Consider the following 14,090-nt stretch of genomic DNA (forward strand, 5'->3'; position numbering starts at 1 on the left):
CAGATGACAGGCTCAGCCTACTCCTCTTCGCGAACCTCGGAAAGTCGCGCAACAAGCAGGGGTCCCGTGCCTCGTGCTGACACGCGGTCGGCATTGAAATCCTTGCTGAATCGCACGCGTGGGCCGTGTCGTGAGCCGGTTAGGCGAGATAGGCGATCAGCAGGACGATGCCCAGAAGCACGCTGGTCCAGATCGCCAGAAGGCCGCTCGGAATATCCCGGCTCAACGCACCAGCGGGGCTGAACACGTTGAACAACCGGTCGCCGAGGCGCGCGCGGATACGGGTGCGGACATGGCCGAGAGACCCCATCATCCGGTCGAACATCTTCCAGCTCCAGCGCACGAAATTGTTCCCCGCCTTGCGGTAGAGCCAGTCCGTGTCGAGATTCACCCCCGGCACTTCGGCCGGGTAGAGCTTGAACCGGACCAGGAAGGTGAAGGCGAAGAGCGCGGCCAGCAGGAGCTGCATCTGCCCCACGATGTGGTCGAGCGAATACGGCTGATACGCCTCCATGCTGAACGGCAGGAGGTCATAAAGCGCCCCGTAATTCACCCCGAGATAGATGCACAGGAAGGCGGCCAGACCCATGGCGAGCAGCATGTTCCACGGAGCTTCCTTGACCCGCTTCTTGGCGTCGTGGGCGAAGAAGGCGAAGTACGGGATCTTGATGCCCGAATGCTCCAGCACACCCGCCGAAGCGAACACCAGGATCAGGAAGGGGATCGTCTGCCCCGACTGCGCCACGGCGGAAATCGTCAGCGCCTTGGCCACGAAGCCGGACATCAGCGGGAAGGCCGAGATCGCGCCCGCCCCGATCAGGCAGAACAGCGCCGTCAGCGGCATCGACTTGTACAGCCCGCCGAGATCGGTCGCCTTGGTCGAGCCGGTCCGCATCAGCACCGCGCCCATCGTCATGAACAACAGGCCCTTGTAGATGATGTGCACAAAGGCGTGCGCCGCCGCGCCGTTCAGACCCAGCGCCGTGCCGACGCCAATACCGGCGACCATGAAGCCGAGCTGGTTGTTCAGCGAATAGGCCAGCACCTTGCGCAGGTCGTTCTCGATCACCGCATAGAAGACCGGGAAGGCGGTCATGATCGCGCCGACCCAGATCAGCGGTTCGAGACCGGCAAAGCCACGCGCCAGGGCGTAGATCGCCAGCTTGGTCGTGAAGGCGGACAGCACCACCGCGCCGACTGCGGTCGACTTCGGATAGGCGTCCTGCAGCCAGTTGTGCAGCAGCGGGAAGGCCGCCTTGATGCCGAAGGCCAGCAGGATCAGGAGGCCGCCCGGCGCATTCACATCGACGGCGTTGAATTGCCAACTGCCCGAGTGATTGGCGTAGAAAATCGCGCCGGCGAGCAGCAGCACGCCGGACAGCACGTGGATCGCCAGATAGCGGTGGCCGGCCCGGAAAGCCGCCGGATTGCGGCCGGCCCAGACCAGGAAGACGGACGTGATCGCCGTCAGTTCCCAGAAGAAGAACAGGGTCAGGAAGTCACCGGCGAAAACCGCGCCGATGCCGGCCCCGGTGTAGAGCAGCGCCGCGGTGTCCGACATCCGGTCGCGCTCGTGCAGCGCGTAAAGCCCGTTGAGAAACGCGGCGAGGATGAAGACCAGACCCCAGATCCGCGACAGCGGGTCGAAGCGATAGGTCTCGAAGGTGAAACCGGCGGCCTCGAATACGCCGAACACGCCGGTCTGCGGCGTCAGGAACCAGAACAGGCCGGCAGCGAGCGGCGCAAGGATCATCAGCGCCTTGCGCGCGTAATGCCACGGCATCACCGCGCACAGCACGCCCGCGATCAGAACCGGCCAGGCCGGCGACAGGCCGGACATCAGGTCAATCATCGCTGCCCTCGCGGTCGTAATAGTCCTCGCTGCGCCACAACAGCTTTCTCAGCGGCCAGCCGGCCAGCACCGCCAGGCAGAAGCCGAAAAAGCCCTCGATTTCGTAGAAGCCGAAAATCTCTTCCCACTTCGAGTAGGCGTGGCGCGGGTGGAAGAATTCCCACGCCAGCAAACCGAGGGCCGCGGTCAGGAAGATCCAGAACGGCGCGCGGCGCGCCCATTTGGAATCAAGCCAAAGGAAGGGACGGGCCAGCGGATGAATGCCGTCATCCGCGTCCGGTTTGACCGTCTCCGCCTTCTTCTTCGGCGTTTTCGGTGTTTTCGGCGTTGCGTCGGTCATGGCAGATCCGCTCCCGTTTCGAACACGGGTGACAGGAAGTCGGTCAGGGGACCGATCAGGAAGAACAGGACGAGTGTGCCTGCCGCGGTGATCACCGGCGGCAGCACCGCGAGCACCGGCGTTTTCTTCTTCAGCGGCGCCTCCGGCTCATAGCCGAAGAAGGCGCGCCCCGGGATCGGCATCAGATAGGCGATATTGAGGACGGACGATGCGACCAGCGCCGCGATCAGGGCGATATGCCCCGATTGCAGCGAGCCTTCCATCAGGAAGAATTTCGGCCATGTGCCGCCGAAGGGCGGCAGACCGATGATCGAGAACGACCCGACGGCAAAGGCGCCGAACGTCCACGGCATCAGCTTGCCAAGACCGCGCATCTGCGAAATCTCGGTCTTCTTCGTCGCGGTGTAGATCGCACCCGCGCACATGAAGAGCGTGATCTTGCCCCAGGCATGCATCACGATCTGCAGCGCCGCGCCCATCAGGGCGAGCGGCGACGCCAGCATCGCGCCGAGCGTCACATAGGACAGCTGCGACACCGTCGAGAAGGCCAGCCGGGCCTTCAGATTGTCCTTGGTCAGCGCGATCACCGAAGCCAGCACGATCGAGCCCGCAGCGATCCAGGCCAGCGGACCGGAGGTCGGGGCCGCCGCAATCGTCGCCGGTCCGAAGACATAGGTTGCGACCTTCAGGATCGCGAACACGCCCGCCTTCACGACCGCCACGGCGTGCAGCAGTGCCGACACCGGTGTCGGCGCCACCATGGCATTGGGCAGCCATGGGTGGACAGGCATCAGCGCTGCCTTGCCGATCCCGAAGGCGTACATCACCAGCAGCACGCCGGAAATCATCGGCGCGACATCACCCAGGATGCCGCCGCGCGTGAACTCGGTCGTCCCGGCGAAATACTGCGTCGCGATGATGGCGGGCAGCAGCAGGCCGATCGACGTGCCGAGCAGGATGCCGAGATAGATCGCCGCACCCTTGCGCGCCTTCTCGTCACCCTTGTGCGCGACGAGCGGATAGGTCGACAGCGTCAGCGCCTCGTAGAACAGGAACATGGTGACGAGGTTCGCCGAGAGGGCGACGCCCATCGCGCTGGCCAGCGCGATCGCGAAACAGACATAGAAGCGTGTCTGGTTCTTCTCCTCATTCCCCCGCATATAGCCGATGGAATAGAGCGAATTGACGATCCACAGCCCGCTTGCCACGGCGGCGAACAGCGCCCCCAGCGGCTCCAGGCGGAAGCTCAGAGACAGCCCGTCATCGATGCCGAGCAGCGTCAGTTCCGCGCCCTCATGCGCGATCGAGAAGAGATAGGCGACGTTGAGCGCCAGCACGATGGCGGTGACCAGGGTGGCGCCTTCGCGCACATTCGGCCAGCGGCCCAGAAGACCGATCATGACCGCGCCCAGCGCCGGCAATGCGATGGCGAGCGCGAGCCCGAGTTCCGGGGTCATCGGATGCCTCCCGCAAAGGCCGCCTCGGCCGCGGCGCGCGCCATTTCGAGCACCGGTGACAGGTCAAAGAAGAAGACGATGTTGGCCGCCGCCAGAATCCACAATGGCACCGCCATGGACAGCGGCGCGCGGCTGTGAACTTCCTCGCCGCGATGCACCGGCACCTTGCCGACCCAGATCGCCGCGAGCAGGCGCGCGACATAGCCGAGCGCCAGCAGCGAGGAGATGATCACCGCCGCAGCGGCCCACCACCAGCCCGCCTCGAGCGCAGCGCCGACGAGATACCATTTCGACCAGAAGCCGACCGTCATCGGCACGCCGACCAGGCTGAGCGCCCCGATGGTGAAGGCCACCGACGTCGCCGGCATCGAGCGGGCGAGCCCGGACAGATCGCTGATCTGGCGCACGCCGAAGCGCAGCGCGAAAATGCCGAGCGCCATGAACAGCGCGCCCTTCATCATCGCGTGGTTCAGCAGGTGCAGCACGCCGGCCGATATGCCGGCCATCGTGCCGATGCCGAGGCCAAGCATCATGTAGCCGACCTGCGCCACCGATGAGAAGGCGAGCAGGCGGCGCGCATCGTTCTGGAAGATCGCCTGGATCGACCCGGCGATCATGCCGATCACGCCGAGCACCGCGAACACCCACAGGAAGGAGACCTGCACGAAGGGCGCGTCGGACGGGAAGATGTCGAACACGAAGCGGATCAGCGTGTAGAATGCCACCTTCGTCGCGGTCGAGGCGAGGAAGACCGTCACGAAATTCGGCGCGAAGGCATAGGCGTTCGGCAGCCAGAGATGCAGCGGGAACATCGCCGCTTTCAGGCCCAGTCCGACGATGATGAAGGCGAAGGCCGCCTGCACCACCCGGCTGTCCTGAATCGCCGGAAGCCGGTCGGCGATGTCGGCCATGTTGAGCGTGCCGGTCGCCATGTAGAGGAAGCCGACACCGATCACGAAGAAGGTCGCACCGATCGTGCCGAGGATCAGGTAATTGTAGGCGGCCGTCAGGGCACGGCGGTCATTCCCCGCGCCCATGCCGACCAGCGTGTAGGTCGAGATCGACGAGATCTCGAGGAAGACGAACATGTTGAAGGCGTCGCCCGTGCTTGCCACGCCCATCAGGCCGGCAATGCACACGAGGAAGGCCGAATAGAACAGCGACTGCTTGTCCCGCGCGATCTCGTCCGCCACGCTGGGCAGCGCATAGACCACGCCCAGCAGGCCCAGCACCGCGACCAGGACCAGCACCGCGGCGTTCAGCGCATCGACGCGGAACTCGATCCCGTGCGGCGGCGCCCAGTCACCCAGCGCGTAGCTGATGATGCCGTTCTGCGCGACATCGCCGGCAATGGCGATCGTCAGGATCGCTGCGGCCAGCGTGCCGAGCAGCGCGACCAGCCAGCCAAGCCGGCCATTCGGCATGATCGCCGCGACCGGCGCGAGCGTCAGCGGAATCACAACGGCCAGCACGACGGCGTGATCCGCCAGCAGCGGCGGCAGGAAGGAGGTCAGCGTATCAATCACCGGCCGATCTCCCCGCGATCGATCGCATAATCGGCGCTATTGATCGCCTCGTCCTCGATCGTGCCGTAGCTCTCCCGGATCCGCACGACCAGCGCCAGGCCCACGGCCAGCGTCGCCACGCCGACCACGATCGCGGTCAGGATCAGGACGTGCGGCAGCGGATTGGAATAGACGGCGTGCCCGATCCCGTCGGCCCCGTCGAGCACGGCATGTGCCTGGGTGCTGGCGACCGGCTCGGTCAGGGCCTCGGCGGCCTGCTGCAGCACGTCTTCCGCCCCGTGCGCGGCTTCGCCGGCGGCTGCATGCGCCGCATCGCCGGTGCCGTGCGCGCCGTCACCGCCATATCCCTCGCCATGCCCGCCACCATATTCAGGCAGGATCGGCGGCTGGCCGCCGAACACCTTGCCCATGGTGATGTAGAGCAGGAAGACCGAGGTCTGGAACAGCGACAGTCCGACCAGGCGCTTGACCAGGTTTCCGGTCGCGATCACGGCATACAGGCCGGTCATCATCAGGACGATGACGATTATGAAATTGAACCGTTCGGCGAGGAGTTCGAGCATCACCACTCCCCTTCCGGGATGTCCGGCGCGCGGCTGGCGAAGGTGTAGAAGATCACGACCATGACGGAGAACACCGTGGTCAGGACGCCGAGCTCGACCAGCAGGATACCGAGATGCTGGCCGGCATGGTGCGTCGAGTCCGGGTCCAGCATGTCGTAGCTGAGGAAGTTTCCGCCCAGCAGCCAGGTCAAAAAGCCTGTGCCGCCATAGATCAGCACGCCCACCGCACTGCCAGCACGCACGAACCAGGCGGGCACCGCTTCACGGGCTGCGTCCATGCCGAAGATCAGCGCGTAGAGGATCACCGCAGAAGCGATGATCACGCCGGCCTGGAAGCCGCCGCCCGGGCTGTAATCGCCATGAAAATGGACATAGAATCCGAAGATTACGATGATCGGGATCAGCAGTTTCGAAACCACTCGAAGGACCAGATGCGGGTTCATTCACCGCCCTCCTTCTTCGACTTCTTGCCACCGAAACCCAGCAGCAGCATGACCGCCAGACCGGCCGCGAAAATCACCACCGTCTCGCCGAACGTGTCGAAACCGCGATAGCTCGCGAGCACGGCGGTCACGACATTCGGCACGGCCACTTCCTGCGGCGTCCGGATCAGATAGTCGAAACCGACATAGGCATTGGCCGGCGCGTTCGGGTCGCCATAGGCGGGCATGTCGCCGATCGCGAAGAACAGCGCCGCACCGGTCGCGAGAACCACCGCCAGCGCCGCCCAGTGACGGCCGGCCTTGACCGGCTCGGCTTCGCGCGCGGTCAGCAGCATCGCGCCCAGCATCAGGACCGTGGAAATACCCGCCCCCACGGCTGCCTCGGTGAATGCCACATCGACCGCGTCCAGCGACACGAACCAGGCGGCCGACAGCAGGCTGTAAACGCCCATCAGCATGACCGCCGCGAACAGGTTGCGCAGGCGCACGATCGCCACGCCGACGGCCAGAAGCATCGCCATCAGCGCGTAGTCGAGCAGCTGGGTCCAGTCGAAGCTGTCCATCAGGCCTCTCCCTCACGGTCGCGGGGATGCTTGGGGTGGAAGCGCGACAGCCACGGCTTCTCGCCGGCCCGGTGTGCGGCATTCGCCACCGCATGGGTCGCCGTCGGGCTGGTCAGGAACAGCAGGAAACCCACGAGCAGCAGCTTCGCGGCGAGCAGTGTGAAACCCGCCTGCAGGATCAGGCTGAAGACGATCAGCTCTGCGCCCAGCGTGTCCGTCACCCCGGCGGCGTGCATTCGGGTGTAGAAGTCCGGCAGACGCAGAACGCCGAGCGCCCCGGCGAGAACGAAGACGAGGCCTGTCGCCATCAGCGCGATGCTGGCGATGTCGCGAACCAGCAGGACGATCTCCATGAGTGTCATTCGTCATCTCCCCCGATGGCGCGGCGCAATGACATCTGCGCCAGGGCGATCTCGAGCGAGCGGTAGCGGAAGAACTTCAGTATCGCGATCGTCGCGATGAAGTTGATCAGCGCGTAAAGCAGGGCGATGTCGACGCCATCACTGCGCCCGACCATCAGGCTGAAGATCAGTAGCAGCAGAACCGTTTTCGTGCCGAAACTGTTGGCGGCCAGCACGCGGTCATAGAGCGTCGGCCCGATGAACAGGCGCGCCAGCATCAGCGCCATCGCGCCAGCCATGCACAGCGCGGCGGCAAGATTCACCCACACCATCATGAGGATTGTCTCCGCCCGTCAGTGGCCCGGTCGGCCCGCGCATTCATCTCGGCGAATCCGTCCGCCCCGGTGAAATCGGGCGTCAGCGCATGAACAAGGAAGGCGTCCTTCTCGACCTCGACCGTTACCGTCCCGGGCGTCAGCGTGATCGAGTTGGCGAAGATGCAGCGGCTGAGATCGGACTGGGCCTTAACGGGTACCCGAACGAGGCGCGGCGTGACATCGATCTCCGGCTTCAGCGCCGCCTTGAGCACCGCGACATTGGACTTGGCGATCTCGCCGCCAAGCCACGTATAGAAGGGAATCAGCGTCGGAAGACGAAAGAAGGGCGCCGTTTCGCGATCGATGATGCGCATCCGGATCGCGAGCAACAGTGTCACGACGACGCTGGCCGCTCCCAGGGAGAGCAACAGCGTCTTGTCATACCCCGACAACACCCACCAGATGACGGCGAGAATGACGGCCAGACCGGTGCCGTAAATCATGCAGCCTCCCCTGCGGATCCCGGACGGCTATCCGACCGATTGGGGCGGTATTTAACGGGGGGTGGCGGCCTTGACCAGCGCTACCGGTACAAAACCCGTGGACAGGTGCAGTTGCCCGGGATGTCAGCCCCGGCGCAAGCCCTTGCCGAGATTGGCCCAGTCCCAGTAGCGCAGGATGGTTTGAGCCCGTTCGACCGAAAGCGAGTCGTGCACGATCACCGCTTCCCCGAAGGCCGGCAGCGATTCCGACCGGCCGAGCGCCCGCCAGAGCTGGGACAGATAGACCCGGTCCGCCCCGGTTGCCTTGACGAGCACTGCGAGGGCTTCGCCGCCCGGATCGTCGAACATCCGCGCCAGCAGCGGCCGGCTGATGCTGGCGATCTGACTCGCGGCATCGAGCAGTTCAGGTGTCGCCCCATCGCGCGCCATCTTGTCGAACACGTTTTCCAGCGTACCAAAGGGGCTGCGGGCCATGGCCTCCCGGTCACGCTGGCGGCGGTCGACGAAAACCAGTGCCCGGACGACCAGCGGATCGGGATCGGCTTCCTGAGCCGCCATCGCGAAGACATCGTCGACCGCTTCGATCATCAAGGTGCGATCGACGCCGAAACGTTCGAGGATCTGGAACCGTTCGGCATGCCGCGCCGACCAGAACAGCCGCATGGCTGCGCGCGGTCGCAGTTCGGGGCGTTTCAGAAGCAGCGGAACGAACGTCGCTTCCTCGGACGCGGCGGCAACAAGGTGATCGATGGTCGGTGGCGCAACATGCGCACCGTGATTCTTCAGGAGGGCCATGATCACGTTGTATTCGCCCCCTGAAATCAGGGTGGCGGTGACGACTTCCGACACGCGGTCGCGTTTGGCAATCGCGATCCGGTGTTCGAGATTTCCGGCCTTGATGATTTCCAGCAGGTCGAAATCGGTCAGGGTCTGCGAGCGTTCCAGAAGCGGTTCGGCGACCTCGAACGTGTCGATGGCCAGCGAGCGCACCAGGCCAGAGGGCGCGTCGGCGATGTCGGCGAGTCGCGCCGCAACCCGGCGGCGCAAGCCTGGCTCGCTGTATTTCAGGATTTCGTGCAGCAGGTCGCCGACGATCCAGCGTTCCTGCGGGCCGATCCGGCTCGACGGCAGGCAGACAATATCCGCCAGCCGCCGTGCGATCACGGTTCGGGTCCGGCCCGACAGGGCCTGTTGCGGCTGGAGATCGATGGTTTCGGAATAGGCCATGGCGATTCTGCGACTGTCTCGGCGCACCATGACCGCGAGCGCGTTAAGGAAGCGTGGCTGCAAACGTGCGGATTCGCCGCCTTGCCCTTCGGCGTCTGGCGACGCAGTTTGACCGCCTGCCTGACGTCATTGCCCGGGGCGCGATGATCACCTCGACCAGTTCTCGTCCGTTCGCGGCTTATCTTGCCATCGTCGCGGGATGGTTTTTCAGCTTTGGCCTGCAGACGACACTCTATCCGGGCGTGGTCTATTTCACGCTCGGGGAAAGCCCGGAACGGCTTGGTCTGGCGCAGATGGCGCTGACGCTGCCAATGCTGCTGCTTCTCCCGGCGGCGGGCGTGCTTGCCGAACGCCGGGGCCGCCGCAAGCTGCTCATCATCTTCTACGGCGTGGCCGCCGCCGCAGCGGTGACGCTTTCGGCGCTGCTCGCGACGGGCTGGCTCTCCTATCCGCTGCTGATCGTTTACGCCCTCGGTGTCGGCGCATGCGGAGCCTTCGTTCTGCCGGCCCGCGATTCCGCGATCAACCCGGTGGTCGAGCTGGCCAACCGCACCGGACATCCGATCACGCTGCAGAAGGCGGTCATCCTGACAACGATCGCCCAGTTCGGGGCCCAGATCGCCGGCATGGCGGCGGGCTACGCCACGCGCTGGACGGGGCCCGCGATCATGTTCGCGGTGCAGTCCGGCGGGTTCGCGCTCGGCATGGCGGCCGCCTTTCAGCTGCCGCGTCTTCGGACGCGGCGGCGCGACAAACCCCACGTGCTCCGTGATCTCGTCGACGGGATGAAGGCGGTCTTCACCTCGCCCGTCCTCGGCCCGATGACCTGGCTGATGATCGCCGTCGGCTTCTTCGTGGTCGGCGGCGGCTTCTTCGTCATCATCCCGGTTCTCGTCCGCGACATCTACGGCGGAGGCTATTCCGAGCTGTCCAGCCTGCTTGTCGTATTCTGGGTCGGCGCGCTCCTGGCCAATCTCGTCCTCGCGCGCTTCGGTTCGATCGAACGCCCGGGTCTTGTCATCATTGTCGCCCAGATGGTCACCGTGGCCAGTCTCGGCCTGATGGCGCTGCACCTGCCCTTCTGGGGGCTGTATGTGCTGGATCTTGGCTGGGGACTCGGCGCCGGCGTGGCGATTTCGCTCAGCCGCGCCGTGGTTCAGGAAAACGCCCCCTCCGACATGGTGGCGCGCGTCATGTCGGTTTATCAGCTCGGCCTGTTTGGCGGCATGCCGGTCGGGGCGGCCCTGATGGGTTTCATCGTCGCCGCGCTCGGGCCGCACATGTCGGCGCTCATCCCGATGGCGGGCCTTGGCCTGTTTCTGGTCTGGCTGGCTGCCGCCACGCCGCTACTGAAGGTCGGCCGGGCTGCAAACCGGCTCATCTGACCCTATCTCTCCCCCAGCCCCCGCAAAGGAGACGGACATGCCCCGCCTGACCCAAGACGAAATCAACGCCCTGCGCGACAGGCTGACGCCGGAAGAACAGGCGATCGCCTTCGGCGAAGGCACCGAGCCGCCCCACTCTCATCCGCTGAACGTCGAAAAGCGCGACGGCGAGTTCCGCTGCAGGGTCTGCGGGTCCGGTCTGTTCAAGTCCGACGCGAAATACGATTCCGGGTCCGGCTGGCCGTCCTTCTTCGAGGCGCTCGATCCCGATGCGATCGAGACCAAGTGGGACTTCAGGCTGATCGCTCCGCGCAAGGAGATTCACTGCGCCAATTGCGGCGCGCATCTGGGTCATGTCTTCGACGATGGACCGCAGCCGACCGGCAAGCGCTTTTGCGTCAATGGCACCGTGCTGGACTTCCGGCCCGGTGGCGGCGAAAAGTGACCTGAAACCGCCTTGGGGAGAGTGCCTTCAATGACCGACAACCGCGTTGCGTTCCGCCGGCTGGGCCTTCTGGCCTCGGCCGTCGCCGCCGCCCTGACTGTTGCCGCTTGCGGCGAGGAGACGACGATGGGCCAGCAGGCCGCCACCAGAGACGATACCGGCGCCGCGCCGGCCGCCGAAACCGAAACCCTGATCGAGCGCGCCCGCGCCATCGAGGCCCCGGTCGCCGAACGGCGCCCGGTCGAGATCGAACAGCTCGGCCGCACGCGGACCGACGAATATGGCTGGCTGCGCGATGACAACTGGCAGGAGGTCATGCGCGACCCCTCCGTGCTGCGGCAGGACATCCGCGATCACCTCGAGGCGGAAAACACCTACTACAATGCGGTGATGCAGCCGACTGAAGCGCTGCAGGAACGCATTTACCAGGAAATGCGCGGCCGCATCCTGGAAGACGATTCTTCCGTGCCCGACTCTGACGGCGATTTCGAATACTACACCCGCTTCCGCGAGGGCGGTCAGTATCCGGTCTTCGCCCGCCGCCCGATCGATCCCGAGACCCGCGAACCCGTCGGCGAGGAGGAAATCCTGCTTGATGGCGACGCGCTCGCCGAAGGCGTCGACTATCTCGATTTCGGCGATGTCGAGCACTCGCCCGACCACCGCTGGCTGGCCTACGGCGTCGATACGCGCGGGTCGGAATACTATGAGGTCCGCATCATCGATCTCGCCACCGGCGAGATCGTGGCGACCCTGACCGACGAAAGCACCGGCGATTTCGTCTGGGCGAACGATTCCTCGACCCTGTTCTGGGTGTGGCGCGACGACAATGGCCGCTCCAAGCGCGTCTACCGCCAGATCCGCGGCGAGGTCTCGTCCACGCTGGTCTATGAGGAGGCCGATGACGGCTTCTTCGTGAATGTCGGCAAGACCGATGGCGACAGCTATGTCGTGATCAACGCGTCCGGCCACACCACATCGGAAGTGCGTCTGATCGACGCCAACAACCCGATGTCCGACGCCATCCTGGTGTCGGAACGCGAGACCGATGTCGAATACTCCCTGACCGAGGCCGGCGGGCAGTTCTACATCCTCACCAATCTTGGTGGTGCGGTCGACTTCAGGATCATGTCCGCCCCGCTCGATTCGCCGCAGCGTGCCAACTGGGAAGACGTGATCGACCACCGTCCGGGCGTGCTCGTCACCGGCCTGCTCGGCTTCCGCAACTGGCTGGTCCGCATCGAGCGCGAAAACGCCCTGCCCCGCATCGTGGTTCGCAATCTGGAAGACGGCGCGGAGCACGAGATCGCCTTCGAGGAAGAAGCCTACGCGCTCGGCATCGACAGCGGCTACGAATACTTCACCGACACGATGCGCTTCTCCTACGAGTCGCCGACGACGCCGCAGGAGACCTATGACTACGACATGGCCACCCGCGAGCGCACGCTGATGAAGCGCCAGGAAATCCCGTCCGGCCACGACCCGCAGGACTATGTCGTGCGCCGCATCATGGCGGCGGGGCATGACGGGGTGCAGATCCCGGTCACTGTTCTCTACCACCGCGACACGCCGCTCGACGGGTCCGCACCGCTGATGCTCTACGGCTATGGCAGCTACGGCATCACCATTCCGGCCGGCTTCCGCGTCACGCCGCTGTCGCTGGTCGATCGCGGCATGATCTACGCCATCGCTCACATTCGCGGCGGCATGGCCAACGGCTATCAGTGGTATCTCGACGGCAAGCTGGCGCTGAAGCAGAACACCTTCCGCGACTTCGTCTCGGCCGGGAATGCGCTGGTCGAGGACGGCTTCACAACCCGCGGCAATATCGTCGCCTATGGCGGTTCCGCCGGCGGGCTGCTGGTCGGTGCGGCCATCAACATGGAGCCGGACCTGTTTGCCGGTGCCATCGCCGCCGTGCCCTTCGTCGACGTGCTCAACACGATGAGCGACGAGACCCTTCCGCTGACCCCGCCGGAATGGCCCGAATGGGGCAATCCGCTCACCAGCGAGGCGGACTACGACACGATCCTCGCCTATTCGCCCTACGACCAGGTGTCGGCGCAGGCCTATCCGCACGTGCTCGCCACGGCCGGCCTGACCGATCCGCGGGTGACCTATTGGGAACCCGCGAAGTGGACGGCGCGCCTGCGTGCCACGCGGACCGATGATGGCCTCACCCTGATGCGCACCAATATGGGCGCCGGGCATCGCGGCGCGTCAGGCCGCTTCGACTCGCTCCGCGAAGCCGCGGAAAACTGGGCCTTCGCCCTGATGGTCACCGGCCTCGCCGACGAGGAAGTCCACCAGCTGGAACTGGTGGCGCAGGAATAGGCGCGGAGATAAAAACCGATTGAAGAAGGGCGGCACCGCAAGGCGCCGCCCTTTTTCATTCAGTCCGCAATGCGGAAGTCGAGATTGGTCTGACGGGCACGGCGGACAACATCCTGTCCGTCCTCGCGCCGCGGATTGAACCGCCAGCGCTGGACGGCTCGCTCCGCACTCCGGACGAAGCCCGAATTCGAACAATTCGCCGAGATGTTGAACGGCGTTCCGTCCGCGGCAATGTCGTAGACGACGAGGCAATTGCCCTCGACGCCCCGCATCAGCAGGTTGTCGGGATAGACCGGGTCGAAGCGGACCAGCGGCGTTTCCTCGCGGTTGGCGGCAACATAGATGCCCTGATGCTCGATCGCGGGCGTCTCGATCGTCGGCAAGGCTCCGATATCCATCGCTTCGGGCGCGGCATCGACCGCGGCGCGCGCCACCTCCAGACGGATCGGCGGTGGCGGCGGATCGAACTGTGTGACCGGGAGGTCGGTACGAATCTCGGGATCGGGTATCGGTTCGACCGTCGGGAAGATGTCGATCTCGTAGTCGGGAATCGGCGCTTCCTCACGGTATTCGACCGTGATCAGCGTCATCATCCCGAGAAACAGGAAGAAGGTGACCGTGGCGGCGGCCGGCATTCCGGCCGCGAAGCGTGCAAGGCGCATGTGAAGCCTCCCCTGGCTTGTGTGCCGGGCACGGCTCCGTCGCCCCTGCTCCGGATGAACACCGTTACCCGATAACGGTTACATGATAACATTGCGATTGTGTCATGTTCTGGGCAGGGGGCCGGAATTCCC

15 protein-coding genes are annotated in these 14,090 nt (G+C 65.1%); 3 read left to right on the plus strand and 12 right to left on the minus strand.

The window, feature by feature from the left end:
- Positions 1-139: 139 nt before the first annotated feature.
- The 11 genes from ACFOOR_RS03685 to ACFOOR_RS03735 form a co-directional block, all read right to left on the minus strand.
- A complete protein-coding gene (locus ACFOOR_RS03685) occupies positions 140-1,852 on the minus strand; it encodes a Na(+)/H(+) antiporter subunit D (protein ID WP_343164078.1) in 1,713 nt (570 codons plus the stop codon).
- Positions 1,845-2,192, minus strand: a complete 348-nt coding sequence (locus ACFOOR_RS03690; RefSeq protein ID WP_343164079.1) for a hypothetical protein — start codon at positions 2,190-2,192, stop codon at positions 1,845-1,847. The genes ACFOOR_RS03685 and ACFOOR_RS03690 overlap by 8 nt, the downstream gene beginning before the upstream one ends.
- Positions 2,189-3,649, minus strand: coding sequence for a proton-conducting transporter transmembrane domain-containing protein (locus ACFOOR_RS03695; RefSeq protein ID WP_343164080.1), 1,461 nt, complete (start codon positions 3,647-3,649; stop codon positions 2,189-2,191). Before ACFOOR_RS03695 ends, ACFOOR_RS03690 begins: the two co-directional genes overlap by 4 nt.
- Positions 3,646-5,175 (minus strand): monovalent cation/H+ antiporter subunit D family protein, encoded by a 1,530-nt coding sequence (locus ACFOOR_RS03700; RefSeq protein ID WP_343164081.1) that lies wholly within the window; start codon positions 5,173-5,175, stop codon positions 3,646-3,648. Before ACFOOR_RS03700 ends, ACFOOR_RS03695 begins: the two co-directional genes overlap by 4 nt.
- On the minus strand, positions 5,172-5,738 hold the full coding sequence (locus tag ACFOOR_RS03705; RefSeq protein WP_343164082.1) for a cation:proton antiporter subunit C: 567 nt from the start codon (positions 5,736-5,738) through the stop codon (positions 5,172-5,174). The genes ACFOOR_RS03700 and ACFOOR_RS03705 overlap by 4 nt, the downstream gene beginning before the upstream one ends.
- Complete coding sequence (locus tag ACFOOR_RS03710) at positions 5,738-6,181, minus strand: Na(+)/H(+) antiporter subunit B (RefSeq protein WP_343164083.1); 444 nt, start codon at positions 6,179-6,181, stop codon at positions 5,738-5,740. The genes ACFOOR_RS03705 and ACFOOR_RS03710 overlap by 1 nt, the downstream gene beginning before the upstream one ends.
- Complete coding sequence (locus tag ACFOOR_RS03715; RefSeq protein WP_343164084.1) at positions 6,178-6,744, minus strand: DUF4040 domain-containing protein; 567 nt, start codon at positions 6,742-6,744, stop codon at positions 6,178-6,180. The genes ACFOOR_RS03710 and ACFOOR_RS03715 overlap by 4 nt, the downstream gene beginning before the upstream one ends.
- Entirely contained in the window at positions 6,744-7,106 is a 363-nt protein-coding gene (gene mnhG, locus ACFOOR_RS03720; RefSeq protein WP_343164085.1) for a monovalent cation/H(+) antiporter subunit G, read from the minus strand. Before mnhG ends, ACFOOR_RS03715 begins: the two co-directional genes overlap by 1 nt.
- Positions 7,103-7,420, minus strand: coding sequence for a monovalent cation/H+ antiporter complex subunit F (locus tag ACFOOR_RS03725; protein WP_343164086.1), 318 nt, complete (start codon positions 7,418-7,420; stop codon positions 7,103-7,105). Before ACFOOR_RS03725 ends, mnhG begins: the two co-directional genes overlap by 4 nt.
- Entirely contained in the window at positions 7,417-7,905 is a 489-nt protein-coding gene (locus ACFOOR_RS03730; protein ID WP_343164087.1) for a Na+/H+ antiporter subunit E, read from the minus strand. Before ACFOOR_RS03730 ends, ACFOOR_RS03725 begins: the two co-directional genes overlap by 4 nt.
- Before the next feature lie 123 nt (positions 7,906-8,028).
- Entirely contained in the window at positions 8,029-9,132 is a 1,104-nt protein-coding gene (locus ACFOOR_RS03735) for a DUF2336 domain-containing protein (protein ID WP_343164088.1), read from the minus strand.
- A gap of 53 nt (positions 9,133-9,185) precedes the next feature.
- On the opposite strand from ACFOOR_RS03735, the gene ACFOOR_RS03740 reads away from it, so the two are divergent.
- The 3 genes from ACFOOR_RS03740 to ACFOOR_RS03750 are packed head-to-tail and all read left to right on the plus strand — an operon-like array spanning position 9,186 to position 13,296.
- Positions 9,186-10,517, plus strand: a complete 1,332-nt coding sequence (locus tag ACFOOR_RS03740) for an MFS transporter (protein WP_343164089.1) — start codon at positions 9,186-9,188, stop codon at positions 10,515-10,517.
- A 37-nt stretch (positions 10,518-10,554) separates the two neighbouring features.
- Positions 10,555-10,962, plus strand: coding sequence for a peptide-methionine (R)-S-oxide reductase MsrB (gene msrB, locus ACFOOR_RS03745; protein ID WP_343164090.1), 408 nt, complete (start codon positions 10,555-10,557; stop codon positions 10,960-10,962).
- A 30-nt stretch (positions 10,963-10,992) separates the two neighbouring features.
- Complete coding sequence (locus tag ACFOOR_RS03750) at positions 10,993-13,296, plus strand: S9 family peptidase (RefSeq protein ID WP_343164091.1); 2,304 nt, start codon at positions 10,993-10,995, stop codon at positions 13,294-13,296.
- Positions 13,297-13,355: 59 nt separating this feature from the next.
- Here the strand turns inward: ACFOOR_RS03750 and ACFOOR_RS03755 are convergent, their stop codons facing one another.
- Positions 13,356-13,958, minus strand: coding sequence for an energy transducer TonB (locus ACFOOR_RS03755; protein ID WP_343164092.1), 603 nt, complete (start codon positions 13,956-13,958; stop codon positions 13,356-13,358).
- Positions 13,959-14,090: the final 132 nt, after the last annotated feature.

Source organism: Hyphobacterium vulgare (assembly GCF_042643335.1).
In the GTDB taxonomy this organism is placed as follows: Bacteria; Pseudomonadota; Alphaproteobacteria; order Caulobacterales; family Maricaulaceae; genus Hyphobacterium; species Hyphobacterium vulgare.

Excerpts from the sequence above, each read along its gene's own strand:
- ACFOOR_RS03685 (WP_343164078.1), bottom strand. The coding sequence starts at position 1,852 with ATGATTGACCTGATGTCCGGCCTGTCGCCGGCCTGGCCGGTTCTGATC.
- ACFOOR_RS03690 (WP_343164079.1), bottom strand. The coding sequence starts at position 2,192 with ATGACCGACGCAACGCCGAAAACACCGAAAACGCCGAAGAAGAAGGCG.
- ACFOOR_RS03695 (WP_343164080.1), bottom strand. The coding sequence starts at position 3,649 with ATGACCCCGGAACTCGGGCTCGCGCTCGCCATCGCATTGCCGGCGCTG.
- ACFOOR_RS03705 (WP_343164082.1), bottom strand. The coding sequence starts at position 5,738 with ATGCTCGAACTCCTCGCCGAACGGTTCAATTTCATAATCGTCATCGTC.
- ACFOOR_RS03710 (WP_343164083.1), bottom strand. The coding sequence starts at position 6,181 with ATGAACCCGCATCTGGTCCTTCGAGTGGTTTCGAAACTGCTGATCCCG.
- ACFOOR_RS03715 (WP_343164084.1), bottom strand. The coding sequence starts at position 6,744 with ATGGACAGCTTCGACTGGACCCAGCTGCTCGACTACGCGCTGATGGCG.
- mnhG (WP_343164085.1), bottom strand. The coding sequence starts at position 7,106 with ATGACACTCATGGAGATCGTCCTGCTGGTTCGCGACATCGCCAGCATC.
- ACFOOR_RS03725 (WP_343164086.1), bottom strand. The coding sequence starts at position 7,420 with ATGATGGTGTGGGTGAATCTTGCCGCCGCGCTGTGCATGGCTGGCGCG.
- ACFOOR_RS03730 (WP_343164087.1), bottom strand. The coding sequence starts at position 7,905 with ATGATTTACGGCACCGGTCTGGCCGTCATTCTCGCCGTCATCTGGTGG.
- ACFOOR_RS03735 (WP_343164088.1), bottom strand. The coding sequence starts at position 9,132 with ATGGCCTATTCCGAAACCATCGATCTCCAGCCGCAACAGGCCCTGTCG.
- msrB (WP_343164090.1), top strand. The coding sequence starts at position 10,555 with ATGCCCCGCCTGACCCAAGACGAAATCAACGCCCTGCGCGACAGGCTG.
- ACFOOR_RS03750 (WP_343164091.1), top strand. The coding sequence starts at position 10,993 with ATGACCGACAACCGCGTTGCGTTCCGCCGGCTGGGCCTTCTGGCCTCG.
- ACFOOR_RS03755 (WP_343164092.1), bottom strand. The coding sequence starts at position 13,958 with ATGCGCCTTGCACGCTTCGCGGCCGGAATGCCGGCCGCCGCCACGGTC.